The 23376-nt window shown below is 34.8% G+C and carries 21 protein-coding genes; 12 read left to right on the top strand and 9 right to left on the bottom strand.

The features are described 5' to 3' along the window. Positions 1 to 132: 132 nt before the first annotated feature. From K6119_RS00905 to K6119_RS00890, 4 genes are read left to right on the top strand one after another with little or no spacing between them, the layout of a single operon-like run. Positions 133 to 1272, top strand: a complete 1140-nt coding sequence (locus K6119_RS00905; RefSeq protein ID WP_221834441.1) for a DUF4856 domain-containing protein — start codon at positions 133 to 135, stop codon at positions 1270 to 1272. Positions 1273 to 1281: 9 nt separating this feature from the next. After that, on the top strand, positions 1282 to 2337 hold the full coding sequence (locus K6119_RS00900) for an imelysin family protein (RefSeq protein ID WP_221834442.1): 1056 nt from the start codon (positions 1282 to 1284) through the stop codon (positions 2335 to 2337). After that, positions 2324 to 3721, top strand: a complete 1398-nt coding sequence (locus tag K6119_RS00895) for an HTTM domain-containing protein (RefSeq protein WP_237828068.1) — start codon at positions 2324 to 2326, stop codon at positions 3719 to 3721. Before K6119_RS00900 ends, K6119_RS00895 begins: the two co-directional genes overlap by 14 nt. Before the next feature lies 1 nt (position 3722). Then, positions 3723 to 6122, top strand: a complete 2400-nt coding sequence (locus K6119_RS00890) for a TonB-dependent receptor (protein ID WP_221834443.1) — start codon at positions 3723 to 3725, stop codon at positions 6120 to 6122. Here the strand turns inward: K6119_RS00890 and K6119_RS00885 are convergent. Genes K6119_RS00885 through K6119_RS00870 form a run of 4 tightly spaced genes read right to left on the bottom strand, consistent with a single transcriptional unit; the run spans position 6119 to position 9414 of the window. Continuing rightward, entirely contained in the window at positions 6119 to 7066 is a 948-nt protein-coding gene (locus tag K6119_RS00885) for a fatty acid desaturase (protein ID WP_221834444.1), read from the bottom strand. The two genes, K6119_RS00890 and K6119_RS00885, sit on opposite strands and share 4 nt — an antisense overlap. Positions 7067 to 7124: 58 nt before the next feature. Further along, entirely contained in the window at positions 7125 to 7820 is a 696-nt protein-coding gene (locus K6119_RS00880) for a hypothetical protein (protein ID WP_221834445.1), read from the bottom strand. A 1-nt stretch (position 7821) separates the two neighbouring features. Continuing rightward, positions 7822 to 8742 carry a M28 family peptidase gene (locus K6119_RS00875; RefSeq protein ID WP_221834446.1) on the bottom strand — a complete coding sequence of 307 codons (921 nt, stop codon included), beginning with the start codon at positions 8740 to 8742 and terminating at the stop codon, positions 7822 to 7824. 9 nt (positions 8743 to 8751) lie between these two features. Continuing rightward, a complete protein-coding gene (locus K6119_RS00870) occupies positions 8752 to 9414 on the bottom strand; it encodes a hypothetical protein (RefSeq protein WP_221834447.1) in 663 nt (220 codons plus the stop codon). A 184-nt stretch (positions 9415 to 9598) separates the two neighbouring features. On the opposite strand from K6119_RS00870, the gene K6119_RS00865 reads away from it, so the two are divergent. Genes K6119_RS00865 through K6119_RS00855 form a run of 3 tightly spaced genes read left to right on the top strand, consistent with a single transcriptional unit; the run spans position 9599 to position 12909 of the window. After that, positions 9599 to 11170: a sensor histidine kinase gene (locus tag K6119_RS00865; RefSeq protein WP_221834448.1), complete on the top strand. Its 1572-nt coding sequence runs from the start codon at positions 9599 to 9601 to the stop codon at positions 11168 to 11170. A 1-nt stretch (position 11171) separates the two neighbouring features. Then, positions 11172 to 11567 carry a response regulator gene (locus K6119_RS00860; RefSeq protein ID WP_221834449.1) on the top strand — a complete coding sequence of 132 codons (396 nt, stop codon included), beginning with the start codon at positions 11172 to 11174 and terminating at the stop codon, positions 11565 to 11567. Between the two features lie 4 nt (positions 11568 to 11571). After that, positions 11572 to 12909 (top strand): response regulator, encoded by a 1338-nt coding sequence (locus tag K6119_RS00855; RefSeq protein ID WP_221834450.1) that lies wholly within the window; start codon positions 11572 to 11574, stop codon positions 12907 to 12909. Positions 12910 to 12941: 32 nt separating this feature from the next. Here K6119_RS00855 and K6119_RS00850 read toward each other — a convergent pair whose 3' ends face one another. Then, positions 12942 to 14144, bottom strand: coding sequence for a T9SS type A sorting domain-containing protein (locus K6119_RS00850; protein ID WP_221834451.1), 1203 nt, complete (start codon positions 14142 to 14144; stop codon positions 12942 to 12944). 120 nt (positions 14145 to 14264) lie between these two features. On the opposite strand from K6119_RS00850, the gene K6119_RS00845 reads away from it, so the two are divergent. From K6119_RS00845 to K6119_RS00835, 3 genes are read left to right on the top strand one after another with little or no spacing between them, the layout of a single operon-like run. Further along, the gene (locus K6119_RS00845) at positions 14265 to 15263 is read left to right on the top strand and encodes a Gfo/Idh/MocA family protein (RefSeq protein ID WP_221834452.1); all 999 of its coding nucleotides are present in this window, start codon (positions 14265 to 14267) and stop codon (positions 15261 to 15263) included. A gap of 38 nt (positions 15264 to 15301) precedes the next feature. Then, positions 15302 to 16171, top strand: coding sequence for a hypothetical protein (locus K6119_RS00840; protein WP_221834453.1), 870 nt, complete (start codon positions 15302 to 15304; stop codon positions 16169 to 16171). Next, positions 16168 to 17562 carry a sugar transferase gene (locus K6119_RS00835; RefSeq protein WP_221834454.1) on the top strand — a complete coding sequence of 465 codons (1395 nt, stop codon included), beginning with the start codon at positions 16168 to 16170 and terminating at the stop codon, positions 17560 to 17562. Before K6119_RS00840 ends, K6119_RS00835 begins: the two co-directional genes overlap by 4 nt. Here K6119_RS00835 and K6119_RS00830 read toward each other — a convergent pair whose 3' ends face one another. Together K6119_RS00830 and K6119_RS00825 are read right to left on the bottom strand one after the other, a co-directional pair. After that, on the bottom strand, positions 17563 to 17907 hold the full coding sequence (locus tag K6119_RS00830; protein WP_221834455.1) for a hypothetical protein: 345 nt from the start codon (positions 17905 to 17907) through the stop codon (positions 17563 to 17565). It abuts the gene before it with no gap. A gap of 160 nt (positions 17908 to 18067) precedes the next feature. After that, complete coding sequence (locus K6119_RS00825; RefSeq protein WP_221834456.1) at positions 18068 to 19582, bottom strand: DEAD/DEAH box helicase; 1515 nt, start codon at positions 19580 to 19582, stop codon at positions 18068 to 18070. 209 nt (positions 19583 to 19791) lie between these two features. Between K6119_RS00825 and trxB the strand changes: the two genes are divergently transcribed. After that, positions 19792 to 20745 (top strand): thioredoxin-disulfide reductase, encoded by a 954-nt coding sequence (gene trxB, locus K6119_RS00820; protein WP_221834457.1) that lies wholly within the window; start codon positions 19792 to 19794, stop codon positions 20743 to 20745. Between the two features lie 4 nt (positions 20746 to 20749). Here the strand turns inward: trxB and K6119_RS00815 are convergent, their stop codons facing one another. After that, entirely contained in the window at positions 20750 to 21589 is an 840-nt protein-coding gene (locus K6119_RS00815; protein ID WP_221834458.1) for a hypothetical protein, read from the bottom strand. Between the two features lie 49 nt (positions 21590 to 21638). Continuing rightward, a complete protein-coding gene (gene recR / locus K6119_RS00810) occupies positions 21639 to 22259 on the bottom strand; it encodes a recombination mediator RecR (protein WP_221834459.1) in 621 nt (206 codons plus the stop codon). 89 nt (positions 22260 to 22348) lie between these two features. Here recR and K6119_RS00805 point away from each other — a divergent pair, with 89 nt between their 5' ends. Next, positions 22349 to 23362, top strand: coding sequence for an o-succinylbenzoate synthase (locus K6119_RS00805; RefSeq protein ID WP_221834460.1), 1014 nt, complete (start codon positions 22349 to 22351; stop codon positions 23360 to 23362). Positions 23363 to 23376: the final 14 nt, after the last annotated feature.

Below are 23376 nucleotides of genomic sequence, written 5' to 3'. Positions count from 1 at the left end.
GATTTACAGCTATTTAGTTTATTAATTCAAATTATTTTCAAGAATACCACTTTTTAGGTATTGCTAAAACATTACTTGTATCCTACTTTTGCGACAGTTATTTAAAATGAATCTAAATAAAACAGTCGCATAATGAAAAGAGTATTGGTACTAATAGCAATTGGAGGTTTAACAATCACTTCATGTAAAAAGAAAGGTTGTACAGACGAAGATGCCTTGAACTATTCAACAGAAGCAGAAAAAGATGATGGTTCATGCTATTTTTTAGATATTCCTACTACCTATTCATTCAGTGATAATTCAGGTAATGCTACCGTTTCTTATGATGGGCAAACAGAAAGGTTAGATCAATTAGAGGAAATGGCCATTTATATGGAAAGTGGAGCTTCTGTTGCTATTTCAACAAGTAATTTGAATGACATGTTTTACAATGTTAATGGAGATGGAAACGGTAATTTCTCATTTACTTCTTCTAAAATGTTAGCAGATAAATGTTTTACAACAGATTCAGCAACAATTACAGGATGGTTTGATTCATTGGCCATAGCCTCTCAAAGTTTTGCAAACACTGCTTCTAATGGACAAGCAGGAGTTTTAACAAGTGGGACAAGTACCTATTTATTTGATGCGAGAGGATTTGAATACGCAGAGATGATTGAAAAAGGAATTATGGGAGCTGTTTTCATGAATCAAGCATTAAATGTGTATTTCGGAGATGATAAAATGAATGTTGACAACACTACTGCTGTTGATCCTGACAACGGAAAGTACTACACTACAATGGAACATCATTGGGATGAGGCATTTGGATACTTTGGAGTCGCTGCTGATTTTCCAACAAACACTACCGACATAAGATTCTGGGGAAAATATTGTAACTCGAGAAATGCTGACTTATCATCAAACACAATCATGATGAACGCCTTTTTAGAAGGACGTGCTGCCATTGTTGGGGATGAACTGACTATAAGAGATGAAAACATTCTTGTAATAAGAGAAATGTGGGAAAGAATTTGTGCTGCTCAAGCAGTAGCTTACTTACAAGAAGCTCAAGGTTATTTTGGAAATGACAACGCTAAATATTTGCATGCATTATCAGAAGCTTATGCCTTTGTAAAGTGTCTAACTTATGTTCCTTTAGCAACAAGAAAAATTAGCTACACTCAAATTGACACCATTTTAACGCAGTATTTTGGAGATAATCTTTGGGATATGTCAACAATTGACAATGCTGCTGCAATTAACGAATTGAAGACAACATACGGATTTTAAAAAGCGGAAATGCCTCAAAGAATATTCATACTTGTCTTGGCTGCAGTATCACTTGTAGCATGTGACAAAAACAAGAAAGAAGATTTTGACAGATCGGCCATGTTAAACAACATGGTCAATACTGTTATTGCACCATCCTATAACCAAATGGAATCTTCATTGGATGATTTAGACACCAAAGCCAACTCATTTACTGCCAATACAGATGCAACCAACCTTAATGCATTAAAAAGCTCTTTTGTTAATGCTTACACTGCTTTTCAGCAAGTTAAAATGTTGGATTTTGGTCCTTTTATGGATTACGGTGTAAAAGCCTCAATGAATACCTATCCAACAGATACTGTTCAGATTGGTAGCAACATCACCAACGGTTCATACACTTTGGGATCATTAGACAATGTAGACGCCATTGGTTTTCCGGCTATTGACTTTCTGTTGTATCATACTGATGAATCTGCTATAATTACTGAATTCTTGGATGTTAACAGACAAACCTATTTGACTGATTTAACAGCAAAAATGAAAAGTGAATTTGCTTTGGTTATGTCCGGATGGTCATCACATCAAGCTGCATTCATTGCAGCAGACGGAAATGATGCAAGTAGCTCTACCAGTTTGATATTTAATGAATTTGTAAAGGATATTGAATTGCTTAAAAATGCTAAAATCGGCATTCCGGCTGGGCAACAAACGGGTGGAATGACACTTCCAAATTACGTTGAAGCATATTATTCAGGTATATCAACAGACCTGGCTCTGACTAATCTTACTGCTTTAAAAAACGTATTCAATGGCGGCGCAGGTATTGGATTTGATGATTATATCAAAGATGTTGAAGATGACGAAACAACTGTATCGCTTGCAGATAATATTAATAATCAATTTGACATCTGTATTCAAGCTGTACAAGATATCGGAACTCCTTTGAGTGAAAAAGTTGACACAAATCCAACAGCTGTGAACACTGCTTTTCTTGAAATTAAAAAGCTGGTTACTTACGGTAAAACTGACATGTCATCTACATTAGGGTTACTGATTACTTTCCAGGATAATGATGGCGACTAATTCAGCCATATCATCAAAAATATCTAATGCCTTTCGCTGGAACTGGCATGAACAAGTATCAGCCGCGCCATTGGCTACTTACAGAATAGGCTTTGGAATATTAATGGTTTTTTCTGTGCTCAGATTTTGGGCAAATGGATGGATTGAATCGCAATACATTGAGCCAACATTCCACTTTTCATATTATGGATTTGAATGGCTACCCTACCCTAATGAATTTGGTATTTACGCCTTATTCGGCTTAATGCTATTAGGAGCAATTTTGATTTTATTAGGGTTGTTTTACAGAGCCGGAGCAATTATCTTTTTTTTAAGTTTTACTTATGTTGAATTATTGGATAAAACTAATTACCTCAACCATTATTACTTCGTGAGTTTAATAGCTTTGCTGCTCATATTTATTCCCGCAAATAGATACTTTTCATTAGATGCTAAACTTGGATTTACAGATCCAAATAATCAATGCAGTAAATGGCACATTCGTATTCTTCAATTTCAAATTGCGGTAGTTTACTTCTTTGCCGGAATCGCAAAGCTTGAACCAGACTGGCTTTTGAATGCTCAACCACTTAAATTTTGGCTACATACGGCCCATCATTATGAGATTGTAGGTCCCATACTTAAACAAGATTGGATAGCCTATACATTTGCGTGGTTTGGTTGTATTTATGACCTTACAATAGTATTTTTCCTTGCTTGGAATAAAACAAGAAAAATGGCATATATGTTCGTGATCATTTTTCACATCACAACCTGGATATTATTTCCAATAGGAGTTTTCCCTTGGGTGATGATGACAGCTACATTGATATTTTTCTCGGCAGATTTCCATCAAAAAATCATAGATAAACTAGCTTCCATTTTACATTATAGACACCCAAATAACGTAGTTAAATTGATAAGTATCAATGTAAAAAAGTTTAGCACAGCATTGTTAGCTTTATACGTGTTTATCCAGCTAGCTGCACCATTCAGATATTTATTCTATGATGGTAACTTATTTTGGACAGAACAGGGATTTAGATTCTCATGGAGAGTAATGCTCATGGAAAAAGCAGGATATGCCACTTTTTACATTGAAGATGAAAATGCTAAGTTGACTGTAGACAATTCAGATTTCTTAACGCCCAATCAGGAGAAAATGATGAGTACTCAACCTGATATGATCTTACAATATGCGCATCATTTAGAGGATGTTTACCAGGATACGGTTGTAGTGAAACATGGCGTTGAAATGGAATTTAATCAACCAGAAATTCATGCAGAAGTATATGTTACCTTAAATTCGCGCCCTCATCAGCTATATGTAGATAAAAAGCACAACTTAGCCACTATTGAAAATGATTTGTCACAACGAAATTGGTTAGAAGAGTTTATAGATTAAAATGAAGTTTTGGTTACTTACATATCTCCTATTCCATATCGTGCTTACATCTGCGCAATGTGAATTAAAAGGAACTGTTTTAGATCAAAGTAAATCTCCTGTTTCTTTTGCCAAAGTGTCTCTTAGTTCTGAAAAATCACATTATGCTTTGACGGATAACAACGGTAAGTTTTTCTTCAATGGTTTAGCTGCAGGTAAATATCACATCCGTATTCACTCAATTGGATTTGTAGATTTTGATGATTCACTTCAAATTAAAAATGGATCTAATAACTACAAAGTTTCAATTGAAGATACAATGCAATTGGCAAAAGTGGATGTATTGGCAGAAGATGCTTTATCATCCAGAAACATGCGTACAATTGAAGGAATGACCCTGACCCATGGTAAGAAAACACAGCTGATAGATCTTGAGAAAATTATCGGAAATAAATCTGCCAACAATGCTCGTGAATTGTATGCTTCTGTTCCCGGACTAAACATCTGGGAAAGTGATGGTGGAGGCTTGCAATTAGGAATTGGAGCCAGAGGATTAAGTCCCAACAGAACTGAGCATTTTAATACAAGACAAAATGGTTATGACATTGCTGCAGACGCTTTGGGATATCCCGAATCTTATTACACTCCTCCTGCAGAAGCCATTGAATCTATACAGTTAATTAGAGGAGCTGCCTCTTTACAATTTGGACCTCAATTTGGTGGGATGCTAAACTTTAATTTAATCCAACCTTCATCCAAAAAGTTTGAATACAAAGGTTCACATACATACGGAGGATACAATTACGTTGGTACGTTCAATAGTATTTCTGGTACCATAAAAAAGAAGTTCTCTTATCTGGCATTTTATAAGTTCAAACGCGGAGATGGCTGGAGAGACAATGCGGGCTTTACTCAACACAATGCGTTTGGAATGTTAAAATATCAGTTTACTGAAAACATCTTTTTAAGTGCTGAATATACACATATGTCATATTTGGCGCAGCAAGCAGGAGGATTGACAGATGCTATGTTTGAACAAAATCCAAGGCAATCTATAAGAGAAAGAAACTGGTTTGGAGTTAACTGGAATATCTTATCCGCTCATTTTAACTGGGTTATATCCTCTAAAACAGCCATTGACATTAAAGGGTTTAAAGTGAATGCAAGTAGAAATGCCTTAGGCAACTTGGATAAAATATCCAGATTAGATGACTACGAAAATAGAGACCTCATTAGTGGAGACTTTGACAATATTGGAGCAGAATTGAGATTGCTGCAACATTATCCTCTTGGTAAAAAGGTTAAAGGAACACTTGCTGCGGGATTGAGATATTACAATGGTAAAACCACCAGTTTACAAGGAAAAGCAAATGATGGCTATGGTGCTGACTTCGATTTTATAAATCCAAATGATTTAGAGGGATCAGACTATGTTTTTCCTTCTCAAAACTATTCGGCTTTTGCAGAAAATATGTTCAGATTATCAAAAGGGTTTTGGCTTTCTGCGGGTGTTAGGTATGAGCACATTTCTACAGCTGCGCAGGGATCTTATAGAGTTCAAAATTTTCATCCTTTGACAAACGAATTATTATTTGATACTACTTACACTGAAGACAAAAGTAATAGTAGAGATATCTTTTTGGGAGGCTTAGGTTTAACGTGGAAAGCTTTTAAAAATGCTGAATTTTATGGTAATATAGCGCAAAGTTACAGAGGTATCAATTTTTCAGATATCCGCATTATCAACCCAAACCAACAAGTAGACCCCAATATAACAGATGAAACCGGTTACAACGCAGATTTAGGATTTAGAGGCAAAAGCAGCAGATACACTTTTGATGTAAGTGGATTTTTCCTGTATTATGACAATAAAATTGGCGTGGTCAACAAAAAAGTGAATGACTATGAATTTGTCAGATATCGCACAAATATTGGTAAAGCTTACAGTGCAGGAGTTGAATTATTTGGAGAAAGAATTTTTAAGAAATCTGACTCAGCTCAGACCTATTGGAGTGGATTTGCAAACATTTCATATGTATATGCTAAATATGGTGAATCTCTAGAACAGGCTTATGCCAACAAATGGGTTGAACTGGTTCCACCCGTAACAGCAAAAATTGGCACTAAATTATTTGTCAAAAAGTGGACATTTTCATACTTAGCTTCATATGTTCATAAGCATTATACAGATGGAACAAACGCAACTTTTGATCCCAATGCAGTTGCAGGAATTATACCTTCATATTATGTAATGGATGTTGGTGCTACTTATAATTTAAATAGACATTTCACCTTCAAAACAGGGGTAAATAATTTTACTAATAATAAGTATTTCACTAGACGTGCCAGCGGTTATCCCGGTCCGGGAATTATTCCTTCTGATGGAATTAGCTTTTACGTTACAGTTGATATAAAACTTTAGTCCTTCTTTTTATACTTCCCTTTAAAAACAGCTAAATGAAAATCGGCATGAGATTCATCTTTATGCTTTAATTCACTTTCCAAAGCTTTGTGAAGCTGTGGTAAATTGTAAAATGGCACTGCCGGATAAGCATGATGTTCGGCATGGTATGGCATGTTCCACATTAAAAACTTAACCGCCTTATTAGTTCTCATGCTTCTAGTCTTTTCAAGTATGTTTCCTTCGTAAGGTAATCCATTGTGCTCCATCACCAAATAAGTTGATAATAAACAGTGTCCTACTACAAGACCAATAAACAAGTACCAAACTCCGGGATTAAAAAAGTTAGCAATTATTATTAATCCGGTATAAATAAACAGATAAAGTAAGCTCTCAAGGGCAATGTTTAATCTAGATTCTTTTCGAACGAATGGATAAATAAATTTCCTTATTGGATTTGGCATTCCTAATGCTCCAAAAATCAACATAAACACCTTGAACAACAGTAACGGTAAACCACTTAACCAAGCCAAATATGTAGGTAAGGATAAAATCACCGAAGGAATTTCTTTATGCCCTAAACTAATTTCAGGATCTTTTCCGGGTACATGAGTATATCTGTGATGAGTAAAATGTAAATCCCTGAAAGTTGAAGGAGCGTACATGTGTGCTAAACCTAACATCAATGAAGAAAAGTAATTGAGTGACTTTGATTTGAAAGCCGTATTGTGAACCGTTTCATGTTCTCCAGCAAACATACTGCACTGTACAATAGCAAAAAACACAAAAGCTATCACCTGCCACCACCAGACTTGATGATAACTCCAAACTAGTAAAATTGAAGCAGCAAGGAAGGCTCCATACATGAATAAAAAGTATAAAAGTGGTTTCAAATTACTTTTAACCATCATTTTAAGCATAGCTTCTTTCTCTACCGCAGTGCTTTTATGAAATTTTTCTTCCATTGAATTTCAATTGAATAGGTTGAATAAATGTACAATAAAAGTGACTTAAACAATGATCTTATTTAAGATTCATAAGTACAATTAATCCAACAAACCAGATAATCATAAATACAACAAATAGAGGTGTTGTATTTACTTCCTTTTTAACAACTGTATTTTCTGCAGAACCAGATATCTCAGTTTTAGGTTTTGAATTTACTTTTTGAACAACTTCTGCCAAAACGCCAAACTTTTTAGATACCGAAACTAAAGTAGCTAATGAAATAGCTAACCAATAAAATGTTCCGTCAGATTGAGAATTTACATATAAAAGCCACTCGGCAACAAAAGGATAAACAATAACACTAATCAACAGTAAATTCATAATAGCAATGCCGGGTCCTAGTTCTTTCCAAAATGGTTTTCCATTTATTTTCTTGTTTAGCGCAACAAATCCTAGAATGGCCAATAGGTATGAAACTGTTTCAGACGCCAATTCAAGAATTAAAAATCCCTCAAATGAAATAAAATCTGTCCAAAACAAAACTCCAATCAACACAAGATTAATTGTAGCCCAAATGCTATTGCTGGTATTAATTCTTGAAGGAGCAGTTAAGATAATGGCAACACCATGCAACAAAAACATGATCCATCCACCTAGCAATATCCAAACCGAATAATCACTTTCATCATAAATCAGATAAACCACCGCCATCAATGGGATTATAAAACTCAAGGCTGCGTCCAGGTATATGATTGGCTTGAAAACTTTCATCTTACTTTAATTTCCAATTTTTTAAGGTGAGATAAACTTCATCAATCACCAAGGCCATGCGATTCAAATCAAGCGTTTCCATGGTATCAGTATTCTTATGATAATTGCTATTTCTGTAGAATGCTGTATTGGTTATCATTACAGCACTGTAGTCAAATTTCCAGTAATTGAGGTGATCTGAAAAATCAATCCCCTGTAAACCTGCCGGCCCTTTGAATGATTTGGTTGGCAGCAGTTTTTGTTTTTTCATGTCTTTATTGAATTTTCTACCAAACTTTCCGTTTCCAAACTTCTGAACAACTGTGATATAATCTCCTTTTCCACCATAAAACATCTTTAATAAGCCAATTGGATATCGCTGTGATTTCTTTTCATCACTGAAATAACCAATCATTTCCAGACATACCATTCCAATTGTTGGTTCTTCATAGTCATAAATAGATTTTGCATGAACATAACTTCCCATATACTGAGACCTAAAAAATGGCGGTTCTTCTAATGTATAAGCAACAAACTCAATTTGAACATCTAGAGAATCCTTGTTTAACATCCTGCTTAGCTCTAATAATCCAACAACTCCGGTAGCATTATCATCTGCTCCTTCCTGATCACCGCAAACATCATAATGTGCACCCACTACAATTTTGGGAGCATCTTCAGGCCCCATTCTTCCAATAACATTTTTGTAAACCTCCCCTTCTACCTCATATTCCTGGTAAAATACAGTATCGCATTGCTGCTTAAAATTTGAATGAATATATTCTGCAACCTTGTTTAATGCTTCAACATTTAAGGCATTTCTGGCTTGTTCTGTTTTGGTAATTGTTCTAAGATGTTGCGCTATTAAAAGCGTATCCGATTTTACTTGTCCATATAGAACAAAAGAACTTAAAATAAGGGATGAAAAAATAAGTTTTAACACAGGATAAAATTAGCAATCTTCTTGTACTAAATTAAATGCTACCAAATCCGAAACGGTATAAGATTCAAGGCCCTCGTCATTTTCATAATATGCCCAAAACCCTCCAGAAGTATAAACTAACGCTCTATATGGATCAATTTCATCTGCACCTTCAAACCAGAACCTTAAACCATTTTCAACCTTTTCAAATTTCTCAATTTTCCAGAATCGATAATCTTTATATGAATGGCTCAAAACAGGATGGTCTCCTTCAGAAACTCCATTACTCACATCTTCTGAAGCTACCCTAAATCTTGACTCTCCTTCATCATCCCAACATTTATTGTAGGTAAATTCATCCGTTTCTTCATTGTGTTGTAGTTTATGTAAAGTAAATCCCGGATCTAACATATCATAAGTGGCCAATTTCATTTTAACCAAAATGTCGCACATGTCTCTTCTGTTTGTGATTACATCAGGATAATCTTTCAAAAAATCTCTAGTCTCCTCTTCACTCATTTCGTACACTTCATTGATGACATCTTTCTCCGCTTGATCAATAACAAGGGTATCCATAGACTCTTCAATCGTATCATTTAAAACTACGTCATTCTCAACTTCAGACGAATCCGTATTATCTGACCCGCAACTAATTACAAGCACATCCAAAATTGAACTTATAAATACTCTCATAATTCCATGTTTGAATTAAAAATACAAACAATTTTGAAAGATATTGTTTTAGATGTTGCTTATCAGAAAGTTAGATCACAAAACTAAATCACTGTCAATCAACAAATTGGGCTCAACTCTAGTGTTTATAGGTGTTTCACACTATTTTTTTGTACATTAGCCTACTAAACCTTAGATATTTTGCATGCTCAAGAAAATTCTTGCAATAGGAGATAAACCTACCGATTCAGAGTCAATTAAACAAAAACACTCCTTCATGGTTTACATGGGACTTGTGATGGGATTTGGTGGATTAGTTTGGGGGATATTGGCTACAGCACTTGGTTATCCAATTCCTGGAATATTTCCATTTTCTTATACTTTCATAACCATAATAAACTTCTGGTTTTTTTCAAAAAATAAAAATTTTAAAGTAGCAAGTGCCATTCAAGTTTTCATTAGTTTGTTACTTCCTTTCGTGTTTCAATGGTCATTGGGAGGTTTTTTATCTAGTGGAGCAATGATGCTATGGGCATCTTTGGCAGTTATAGGTTCCTTGTCTTTTTATGATACCAAAGCCAGTAGAGTTTGGATAGCTTTGTTTGTAGTTTTTACCATAGTAAGTGGAGTTATTGATCCTTACCTGGTAGATTACAGACCTGATGTTACTCCATCAGTGCAAGTGTTATTCTTTGTTGTAAACATCATCATTATCTCAACTGCTGTTTACTATTTGGTTGTATTCTTTATTAATATTCGAGACAATGCTAATGCACAGTTAGAACAGCAACACAAGGAATTACAACAATCACAATCACAATTAATTCAATCTGAAAAATTAGCTGCCTTAGGGCAATTAATAGCCGGAGTTGCTCATGAGGTTAATACGCCGCTTGGAGCTATTCAAGCATCAATAGGAACAATTCGCTCTGCAATTAAATCTTCTATCAAAGGTTTTCCTGAAGTATTAGGGATTTTGTCATTGGAAGAAAAAGCAATATTCTTCATGATGTTAGAAGATGCATTTAGCTCAACGAGCAATATATCTTCTGCCGAACAAAGAAAGATCAGAAGAGGTTTAATGTCAAAGTTGGAAGATGAAGGATTTGAAAATGCAGATGAAATTGCAGAAATGATGGTAGATATTGGGCTTTATGAACTAAAAGACGATTATCTCCCATTATTGAAAGGAACTAATTCAGGAACCGCATTAGATCTAATATACAACCAAACAGAGCAATGTAAAAACAGTGACAATATTAAAATGGCTGTTGACAGGGCTTCTAAAATTGTATTTGCACTTAAAAATTATTCGAGATTTGATCACAGTGGTGAAAAAACTGAAGCTGATATTGAAAATGGAATTGAAACCATCTTGACTTTATATCACAACATGATCAAAAAAGGAATTGACATTGAAAGAGATTTTGATTCGCTTGAACCAATTGCATGTTATCCGGATGAATTAAACCAGGTTTGGACTAATTTGATTCACAATGCCATTCAGGCAATGAACAATGAGGGTCAACTTACTATTTCCATTAAAAAAGATGGAGATATGGCGCGTGTAGATATTGCTGATTCAGGAAAAGGAATTCCTGAGGATATCAAGAATAGAATATTTGAACCATTTTTCACAACTAAGCCTGCTGGTGAAGGAAGTGGATTAGGACTAGATATCGTTAAGAAAATAGTTGAAAAACATTCCGGAACTATCACTGTTGAAAGTGAACCCGGAAAAACTGTATTTACTGTAAAATTACCTTACGCAAATTAATATGGCTAAGAAAACAATACTTTGTTTAGATGATGAACGTACAATTTTAACAAGCTTAAAAGGGCAGTTAAAAAGAAATTTTGGATCTGAATATGGATACGAATTTGCTGAAAGTCCTGATGAGGCACTTGATTTAATTGAAGAATTGGTTGACGAGGACATTGAAATATTGTTAATTGTATCAGATTGGTTGATGCCAGAAATGAAAGGAGATGAGTTCTTGATCAAAGTACATGAAAAATTTCCTAAAATTGTAAAGGTAATGTTGACAGGGCAAGCTGATAACGAAGCTGTTGCCAGAGCAGAAAAAGAAGCAAACCTTTACAAGTGTTTACAAAAACCTTGGACTGAAGAAGAGTTAATTACAACGATAAGAGACGGTATTTCGTTATTGTAAAAAAGTGAAAAAACCTACCATCATATGTGTTGATGATGAGAGAATGATTCTCAACAGTCTTCGTTCGCAGTTGCGCAGGCATCTGGGCACCAATTTCACTGTAGAAACAGTAGAAAGTGGGAATGAAGCTTTGGAGTTATATCAGGAGTTGAAAGAAGATGGATATCCTATTCCGGTGATCATTTCAGATCAAATAATGCCCGGAATGAAAGGAGATGAGTTGCTTACGAAACTCAATAAATTAGACGCTTCAATTAAAAAGATCTTACTTACAGGACAAGCTAGCGTTGAAGCTGTTGGTAATGCAATTAACAATGCCAGCCTTTATCGTTACATGGCAAAACCCTGGGAAATTGAAGATTTAAATTTAACTGTTACCGAAGCGATTAATAGCTACTTTAAGGAGAATGAGCTTAAAAAATCTGAGAAAGCCAGAGAAGAGCTTATCAACGAATTAAAATCTGTCAATGAATCTTTAGAAGAAAAGGTTCAGGAACGTACTCAAACGCTAGAGCAAAAGAATAGAGATATTACTTCAAGTATTAATTATGCCAAATTGATACAAGATTCTATTTTGCCTTCAGAGCAAAAGATAAAAACTGCTTTACCAAATTCATTTGTTTTATATCAACCAAAGGATATTGTAAGTGGTGATTTTTACTGGATCAATCACAATAAAGAAATGGACAAAGTTTATTTCTCTGTTGCAGATTCAACGGGTCATGGAGTTCCGGGCGCTTTTATGAGCATTATTGGTTCTTCACTTTTCAATGAAGCGGTTAAAACAGATGAATTTATAAAACCCAATGAGATCTTCAATTATGTTAAAGAGGGAATTATTAAGGTTTTAAATCAAAGACAAACTGCTCAAAAAGATGGGATTGATGCGGCGCTAGTCAGTTATGACAAAACCAAACAGACTATTTATTTTTCAGGAGCTTTTAATCCACTATACATAATAAGAGACACCAATCAACCTTTAGTTACCCTTGAAGGAGAGATTATTGATCCGGATATGGAATTAGAAGGTAAAAAATTGTACTCTATTAAAGGTGATAAACAGCCTCTAGCCCATCATGCCGATTCAACGGACGAATTCACCGTTCACAAACTTCAGGCAAATGAAGGAGATGAACTATTCTTATTTAGTGATGGATTCGTAGACCAGTTTGGAGGATCAATGAACAAAAAATACATGCGTAAAAGGTTCAAGCAGCTTCTACTTTCTGTTTTTGGTAAACCAAATGAGCAACAAGAATCTACTTTGTTAGAAGCATTTAACGAGTGGAAAGGATCATTTGAACAAGTAGACGACATTTGCGTAATGGGCGTACGTCTATAAGCTCATCAATTCAAAATCTCAATAGCTTAGATTTATCTCACGAATTTCAAATTGAAATTCCCTTTTTCTGATCTTAAAATATATACACCCTTCTCTAAAAAGGAAACATCAAATTTTTCTTCTTGAGATGATGGTTTAAACTCTTTTATCTTTTTACCGCTCATGTCAAAAACATACATGGAACCAATATCTGTTAAAGATTCTGCCGTTTGAAAGTGAATGGCATCCTGATAGTAAAAGGCATTAATTTCTATTGTTGATTCAGGAACACTATTAAATGTTTTTTGCACTTCAATTTCAGCATATACCGGAAGATGATCTGACATAAGATATAAAGCATCAATTACGGCAGTTGGTAGAGAAGTATTGGTTGGAGAACCATTGATCTCACCATTGAAGTGATTTCCATCCTGACCGTAAGCCCAATAAGTTCCGTCAATTAGTTTAGCTTGGTTTCCCCAGCTTTTTAAATCCGGTGACATAAAAATAAAGTCAAATCTATCGTCCATTCCACCGGTAGATCCTCCATCAAAAGTTGCTGTTCTGGTTGATTGTGTATGAATATCTGCATATCCCCAGTCTGAATGCCATTCACCCGGAACATTAATTGGATCAACAAGTGTTACCCCTGCTCCATTTAAAATGGTATTCCAAGCTGGTTCTGAGCTTCCATAAATATTAAAGTCTCCTCCAAAAAGCACATTTTCTAAGCCGCTTCTGGTGGCCATAAAATCTTTTGCTTCTTGCACCTCCAGGTTTCTTTCTGTTTCAAATCCTGTGCTCGCCTTTAAATGAGCTACATAAACATAGAAAAATGTAGTATCTGTAGTTGTTGCAATATCATCACTTTTATAATACAGCACGTACTCATTAATATCTCTTAATGCTGTTGCTATTTCATTTTGCTCGTGTAAACCTAACTTATTTGAATTATAGTAAAGCATATTTTGGGTATCAGGTCCTGCCACATAATTCGCTTTTTGATAATGAGTAATACCGTTTACATTAAGTGAATTATTCAAAATACCATTGGCTCCGGTTGAAGATGTTAACTCACAAACCATTAAAATATCCGGCAATGCTTCTTGAAAGATAGTTTCAAGGTGAGAAATTCTTGCAGAATTAATTTGTGGAAAGTTTAACAGATTGTAGGCCATTACCTTAACTGTATCTGTATTTTGAGCAAAAGAAGATGCACCCAATAAAAGGGCAAATGATAGTAAGAGTTTTTTCATAATAGTAATTGAGTAACAAAACTAAGATATTTTTTGCTTGCTTTCATTAGGGTAAGATTAAGAGTTGTTCACAACTGCCTTCATTTACAAAAATGAAATACCTTTGCACAAAACTGGCATATGTTAAAAATCGGAATTTTTGGAGTAGGGCATTTAGGAAGAATTCACGCTAAACTTATTGATTCTCTGAATGATAAATTTGAGTTTGTAGGATTTTATGATCCTGAAGATGTAAATGCACAAAAGGTAATTGACGATTTCAACATAAAGCGTTTCACTGATATTGACGAATTATTAGATGCAGTGGACTGTGTAGACATTGTTACTCCTACTATTTATCACTTTAAAATTGCTGAAGCAGCCATAAAAAAAGGAAAACATGTTTTTATTGAAAAGCCTATCACTGAAACGGTTGAAGAAGGTCAGGCATTAAAAGCATTGGCGGATAAACACAATGTAAAAGTACAAGTTGGACATGTTGAACGATTCAATCCAGCCTATAAAGAAGCGGCCCCTTTTTTAAACGCGCCTTTATTTATTGAATCACACAGGTTGGCATTCTACAACCCAAGAGGAACAGATGTTCCGGTTGTTTTAGATTTAATGATTCATGATTTGGATGTTATTTTAAGTTGTGTTAAAGCAGAGGTGAAAAAAGTTTCAGCATCCGGAGTAGCAGTTGTATCAGAAACACCAGATATTACTAATGCCAGAATTGAGTTTGAAAATGGTTGTGTAGCTAATCTAACTGCATCTCGTATTTCTCTTAAAAACATGAGAAAAACCCGATTCTTTCAAAAAGATGCCTATATCTCAGTTGACTTTCTTGAAAAAACTTCAGAAATAGTTAAAATGACTACGCTTGATGAAGAACCGGATCCTTTTGACATTGTGTTTGATTTAGGTGAAGGAAAAGAAAAAAAGAAAATTGAAATTTTTAAGCCAGAAGTTGAAGCTTCAAACGCCATACAAGAAGAGTTAGCATCTTTTGCTGAAGCCATTGAAAATGATTCAGTTCCACCGGTAACTTTAAATGATGGTTTAAAAGCTCTTGAAGTGGCACATTGGATTATGGATGAAGTTAAATTGAGTAGAAGTTTGATACAAGAAAATATTTAATCAATTTTTGCGTTTGCTTACTACCCCAATCCGATTACATGAATAAAATTTACCTGTTTAGTCTAACAATTCTATTGCTTACTTCTTGTAAAAAAGAAGACAATACGCCATCCTGGCTAATTGTAAATGATTTCACATTAACTACAGACGAAGGTACACAAGGTGCCAATACACATGCCATCACAGACGCATGGATTTACCTTGACAATGAGGCATTAGGTGTTTGGTCATTACCTGCTAAAATTCCTGTATTAGATGAAGGTGAACATACTTTACTTGTATATCCGGGTATTAAAATGAACGGAATTTCTGCTACCAGAACAAGGTATCCTTTTTACAATAAATTTGAAACCACAGTGAATTTGGTAAAAGACACGGAAGTAAGTGTTACCCCAACAACCACTTACAAATCTAATTTGCAATTTCAATTTATTGAGGATTTTGAACAAGTAGGAGTTCAGTTTGATAAAGATGCGGTATCTGATACTAATATTGTCATTGTCACTTCAAGTCAACAACCTGACATTGTTAAGTATGGTAATGGATGTGGAGCAATTTACCTTTCAGAAACAGATTCAGTTTTTAAGGCGCAAACTAATACCAATTTAAATCTTCCTGTAGGAGAAGATGTTTATGTTGAGATTGATTACATGAATACCAATTCAATTGCTTTAAATGTTATTGCTGAAAACTCAACCGGAATTGCTGAACACCCTCCTGTATTTATCATCAACCCACAAGATGAATCAGAAATGAAGTGGAAAAAAATCTACATCAACCTTATTGATGATGTGAGCTATGAAATAAATGCAACGAGTTTTGAATTATACCTCATCAGTATTTTGGACAAGGATATCACAAGCGGAGTAATATATCTTGACAACATAAAGGTGATTCGTTATCAATGACCAGTAGACAAAAGGCAATATTATTCCTCATTGTTGACTTTATAACTGCAGCAATTGTCTGGTTTTTGTTCTACATCTACCGAATAAAAACTGTTGAACATACAGAGGTGGTGTTTAAAGGAAATTTTTATACAGGATTAATTGCCCTTCCCTTCTTTTGGATATTGCTTTATACCATTCAGGGAACCTATCACAACATCAAGGAGAATTATAGATTAAAAACTATCAAGCATACCTTATATGGAACATTGATGGGATGTATTTTGATATTCTTTGCTTTTGTATTAAACGACTACGTGAGTGTCTATACCCAATTTTATACGCTCTTATTAGTTTTTATTGGATTACACTTTACAATAACGCTAATCCCAAGATTTATCTTTACTACAATCTACGTAAAGAGAATTCACAAAGGCATTATTGGTTTTGATACAATCATTATTGGAGGTAGTAATAGAGCTCTTGAAGTTTTGGAGGATATTAACAGCCTAAAACAAAAATCAGGTTATAATTTTATTGGATACGTTAACATCAATGGAACAGACACATTATTGAGTGATAAACTCCCTTATCTTGGTCACATAGATAACATTCATGATATTCTTAAAAACAACAAAGTTGAACGTGCCATAATTGCCTTAGAAAGTTCTGATCATGAAAGACTTAAAGGGATTATTACAGAGTTGGCTCCATATGATATAAAAATCTCTACCATTCCTGATGCTTATGACATCCTTGCCGGACAGTTAAAAATGAACAGCATTTTTGGAGCATTATTATTAGATGTGACACCAAGCATAATGCCTGATTGGCAATTTTCAACTAAAAGATTGATTGATATTGGTGTTTCCCTTATTGCCTTAATCGTTTTGATTCCATTTTATATAACAGTCGGAATCATTGTAAAAACAACCAGCAAAGGTCCTGTATTTTTCACGCAGGAGAGAATTGGTAAACACGGCAAAAAATTCAATATCATTAAGTTCAGGACAATGGTTCAAAATGCAGAAAAAAACGGACCTCAATTATCCAGTTCAGAAGACAAACGCATCACAGGGATAGGAAAATTTTTACGTAAAACCAGATTTGATGAGTTCCCTCAATTTTGGAATGTTTTAATTGGAGACATGTCCTTGGTTGGACCTAGACCGGAAAGACAATATTACATTGATAAAATTGCTGCTAAAGATCCACAATACTTATATCTGCATAAAGTAAGACCTGGAATTACATCTTGGGGACAAGTAAAGTTTGGATATGCAGAAAATGTAGAACAAATGGTACAAAGAATGAAGTATGATTTACTTTACATTCGTAACATGTCTTTAGCACTTGACTTTAAAATCATGTTCTATACTATTGCCATTATCTTTAAAGGCGCAGGAAAATAATTAATTCAACAATTGACGATCCCAAAGTTCAATTAGACGATCGCTTTCTTTGATGAACTCATTATAATTGTGAAAACTCTCAGGGTTTTGTGGTTTTTGAAGAACTAAATACTCGTAAACCTTTTGAATCAAACTCAAGATATTTGAGTTAATTAAATAGTTTGACGCTTGAGGATTTGCTTGAAAATTGTCGTAAACCTGCTTAATCCCCGCTAATTTATTTTCTTCAGAAAGTGACAGACTCTTTTTTGATGAAAGGTCCATATACATTGGCAACAAAACCCTGCTCAACCTCACAAATCTCTGCAAGACAAATACGGCCGTTATGCGTTCTCTGATGCTCATTTTAATATCGCTTTCTTTATTATATAAACGACAAAGACTATACCAAGGTTGGTTATGCGTGCATAACAAAAACCTAAACATACTCCTCAATTGAGTTTACGGTATCTTAAACTGATTTAAGTGTATTGAATTTGAATTTAGGGAACAAAGTGCTCGCTAATTACTCAGCATCAAGCTCAGCCCTGATTCTTTGCGACAATTGACGGTTATAAGTTTCTTTTAACCAGTTCAAGTAGTTATCAGTGGCCTTAGTAATGCACTTTGTATAGTGCTTCAATCTTCTTTCAATATCATCTTGCAGATCTTGTAACAACAATAATCCGTCATACATATCTTCAGAATTTTCTGCAACTACCTCAAAGTGATTATCCAATGATATATCTACAGCATCTTTACCTTTCTTTCCTTCAGAAATGCATTGCTCGTAGATTTCTTTCATTGAAAATTCTTCTAGTTTTTCCGGATGCTTCAATCTATCTTTTAGTGTTCTTGACAATTCATAATCCGCCTCAAACAACATATCGTCTTCTTCACTCAATCTAGATTCTAAGAATCTATCCGGATAGTTGAAAGCATCTTGCCAGTCAATGTACTCTTGCCAATATCCAAATCTTCGCACATTGTTACCAAGATCAATCACCTGGAAATTACTTTTGTGCTCTAATTTTCTTGATCCACGACCTATCATCTGGTGATAAAGTGTCAATGATCTTGTAGCTCTATTCAGAATAATAGTTTCTACCGTTGGTTCGTCAAATCCGGTAGTTAAAATTCCTACTGAAGTTAAAACAGCTCCGGGAGTTTCTTTGAACCATTTAAGAATGTCTTTTCTATCTGTATCACTAAATGTACTATCAAGGTGACGTACTTTATAATTGTTCTTTTTAAACAATTCGTATACTGATTTAGACGACTCAATTCCTGAATTAAATATCAATGTCTTTTTACCTACAGCTACCTCTTCATAAGCAAACAAAAGCTTTTCTTGCATAAAGTAGTTGCTGTACACTTTGTCAGAAGAACTAACGGTAAAATCTCCATTGACACCAATTTTCAATCCATGAAGATTTACATCATAGGTGTAAGTTTCAGCATCAGAAAGGTATCCTCCTTCAATTAATGATTTGATACTTTCTCCTACGATTAATTTATCGTAATTATCCTTAAGCGGAAGTGATTTATTAGAACTTAAAGGAGTAGCTGTAACTCCCAAAATATTTACATTTTCAAAGTATTGAAAAATCTTTCTAAATGAATTATTGTGAGCCTCATCTACGATTACAAGTCCAACGTTTTTAATAAACTCACTGTCATCTTGTAGACGGTTGTTTAGGGTTTCAACCATTGCAGTAAAAGAATCAAACTCATTTTGATCTTCTAATTCTTTTACCATACTGTTGATCACTTTATTACCAACATTCAAAGCAGTAAGTTGCTTTGATGTTTGAATACACAACTCAATACGGTGAGTAAGAATTAAAACTTTTTTATTGTTTTTTTGAATGTATTCTCTGGCAATGTTGGAGAAAATCACAGTTTTACCTCCACCAGTAGGCAACTGAAAGAGCAAGTTAAAGTTTTCCCCTTGTTCGGTAAGCTCTGAAATTATCTGGTCAACGACCTTTTTCTGGAATGGATATAATTCTTTTTTCTTAAAAAGACTTTTGTCAATCATAATGGGAAACCCTTCAAAATTCTTGCAAAAATACGGCCTTTAAATTGAAAAAAAAAATTTGGGAGAATGAATATTTTTTTAGGTCTTCAAGAATTATCAGTTTTAACTATCAGTTAATAGATTTTATTCATGTGAAATAGGACCCAGAAGTAAGGTAAAGCAATTATATTTGTCTACCCTCAAACAAAAAAAATTAATAGAATAATAAAATGAGCGAAGAGATCGAAAAAGTGAAATGCCTGATAATTGGATCAGGTCCTGCAGGATACACTGCAGCAATTTATGCATCACGTGCCAACATGCATCCGGTTATGTACCAGGGATTACAACCAGGAGGTCAGTTAACAACTACAAACGAAGTTGAGAATTTCCCAGGATATCCTCAAGGAATTACCGGACCTGAAATGATGATCGAATTACAGCAACAAGCTGAGAGATTTGGTACAGATGTAAGAGGTGGATGGATCACCAAAGTTGATTTCACAGGTCCTGTTCATAAAGTTTGGGTTGATGGAGAAAAAGAAATTCATGCAGACAGTGTTATTATTGCTACAGGAGCTTCAGCTAAATATTTAGGAATTGAATCTGAACAAAAATATTTGAAAAATGGTGGAGGTGTTTCTGCCTGTGCAGTTTGTGATGGATTCTTTTACAGAGGACAAGAAGTAGTAATAGTTGGTGCGGGAGATTCGGCATGTGAGGAAGCGAGTTACTTATCTAACATCTGTACAAAAGTTACCATGCTTGTAAGAAGAGAGCAATTTAGAGCTTCTGACATCATGGAAAAACGTGTAAAAGGAATTGAGAACATTACGATCATGTACAATACTGAAATTGATGAAGTAATGGGTGACGGACAGGTTGTTCAACAAGTTCGTACAAAAAATAATAAAACAGGAGAAACTACTGAAATCCCTTGTACCGGAGTGTTTATTGCTATCGGACATAAACCAAACACTGATGTATTCAAAGATTGGTTAGACCTTGATGAAACAGGATATATTATCAACAAACCGGGAACATCTAAAACCAATATTGAAGGTGTATTTGTTTCAGGAGATGCCGCGGATCATGTTTACAGACAAGCGGTAACAGCAGCAGGAACAGGTTGTATGGCAGCTTTAGATGCTGAAAGATATCTTGCCGCTAAAGGAATTCACTAAAGACTTATTGCCTTTTTTTAGGAGTGAGGATAACTTTTGGGTTATCCTCTTTTTTTGTCCTATTGGATTGAACACTCTTTGACACTTTATAGAAATAGTATTTTAAACCAATAGTTATACCCCATTCCGGTGTACTCCATACTCTGTCATGATCTACAGTAATTTCATTGTTCACCGGATTCAACTTTGCTGTTGAAACATCATAGACATCCCGCCAACCAAAATATTGGTAATTTACTCTGCAAAGCAAGGATAATGCACTATTTGGAAATGCTACCAATTCTAAACCTGTTTTAAGTCCAGGCATCCATTTTCTATTGATCACAACTTTGTTTGACTTATTAACTTCACTAGTTGAAGCTACATCATTTGGATCTATTGTTTGACCTTCATATAAATAGTAACTTCCCACTTCAGAAGTCATTCTTGTGCAAAACATGATTGGCAATCCAATTTCCAATTTTGGAGTAGGTTGAAAAGAAACTACAGTTCCCAACGATACACTGAAGCGATTAGACCAAACACTAAACCCACCTTTATAATCTCCTTCAAACAAAATATTAGAAATTAAGTCTTCAGATTTTCTTCCGCCAATGTCTCCGCTTAGTCTTTGTCTCCAATTCCATTTTCCCAGCTTTAAAGACAGAAACTCTCCTTCCATTCCTACTACATTATAATTGGGAACTCCGGCCGCATTATAATCTGAACAGGCTGGAAAAACCCTTTCAAAAAACAATACTCCTGAATCAAAATATTTTAGAGGACGTTCTCCTTTTCCCGGTTCTTGAGAATATGAACTGTGAGCGCCAATTAATATCAATAATAATATAAGTGAACGTGTCATTTCGAAGACTTGGTAACTTATTAGCTACAAGTAATATACCAAAAAGAAATTATTTGCGCACCAGATTTAAATCAAAAGGCATTCGATTTAAAATTGATCTACCTAGCGTCAATTCATCTGTATACTGTAATTCGGTACCAACAGCCACACCTCTAGATAAGGTAGTGATTTTCACATTGTAATCTGCCAGTTTTCTATACAAATAGAAATTAGTAGTATCTCCTTCCATTGAAGCGTTTAAAGCTAATACTACCTCCTCTACTTCACCTGATTCAACTCGATTTACAAGTTGTTCTATATTTAAGTCGTTAGGACCAACTCCTTCCATTGGTGAAATTACACCTCCAAGTACATGATAAACTCCATAATACTGTTGAGTAGATTCAATTGCTAAAATATCTCTGATATCCTCCACCACACATATAATCTCTCCTTTTCTATTAGGTTGAATACAAATACTGCACAAATCGGCATCTGAAATATTGCCACAAGTTTTACAAGAAGATACTTTAGCTTTTATTTCCCCCAAAGAAGTAGCAAATTGAGCCAACTCTTCTTCATCTCTTTTAATCAGATTAAGAACCAGACGTAATGCCGTCTTTTTTCCTATCCCGGGAAGGGAAGCAAAATGCTCTACCAAATCTTCAAGATGTTTTGAGGAAATATTCATTAAAACAAATTTACAATGAAATAAAGTTAAATTGACACCCAATGTTCAGGAATAATTAACATCAGATCGTTATTTTAGTTGTTCAAACAATGCTTAAAGCCAATTCAAATAAAATCACTTTGCAGTTCAATCAACCGGCTGGCACAAGTCGTGGGGTTTTGAAAAGCAAGAATTCATGGATTATTGAAGTTTGGAATGAAGAAAATCCTGCAATAAAAGGGATTGGCGAAGCATCAATAATTGAAAACCTTTCACCTGAATGGGACAACATTCAATATGAACGAAAACTCAATGACTTTTTGAATTCAATTCATGATAGAATCAGTTTGGATTTAAAAAAGTACCCCAGTATTGAATTTGGTATTGAGGCTGCATTATTAGATTTAGAGAATGGCGGAAAACAAATTTACTTTGATACACCCTTTACCCAAGGCCGGGAAGGAATAAGCATCAACGGCTTAATTTGGATGGGTGAAAAGGAATTTATGTTGCAACAGATCAAGCAAAAAATGGCTGACGGATTCAGGTGCTTGAAATTGAAAATTGGTGCTATCAATTTTGAAGATGAACTGGCATTGTTAAAGTATATCAGATCTCATTTTGGTCCTCAAGATTTAGAACTTAGAGTAGATGCCAACGGAGCCTTTTCTGTAGACAATGCTATGGAAAAACTTGAACAGCTAAGTGCTTTTCATTTACATTCCATTGAGCAACCTATCCAACCAAAACAATGGATTGATTTAGAGCAATTGTGCAAAAACACTCCAATTCCTATTGCTTTAGATGAAGAATTGATTGGGATTAGTGATTATGGAATAAGGGAACAGTTGTTAGATGCAGCCAAGCCTCAGTACATTATATTAAAACCATCTTTAGTTGGTGGCTTTACTTCATCTGATAACTGGATTGAATTAGCTGAAAAAAGAAATATTGGTTGGTGGATTACTTCAGCACTGGAGAGCAATGTGGGCTTAAACGCCATAGCACAATATGCCTCAACAAAAAACAACCCCATGCCACAAGGATTGGGCACGGGGTTGCTGTTTGCAAACAATACACCATCTACTCTGGTAATAAAGCACGATATGCTCTATCACCTCTAGAACCCAGGTGCTAG

This window comes from Paracrocinitomix mangrovi, assembly GCF_019740355.2.
In the GTDB taxonomy this organism is placed as follows: Bacteria; Bacteroidota; Bacteroidia; order Flavobacteriales_D; family Crocinitomicaceae; genus Paracrocinitomix; species Paracrocinitomix mangrovi.
The sequence above is the reverse complement of the archived record's forward strand: the minus strand, read 5'-3'. Positions and strand labels throughout refer to the sequence as shown.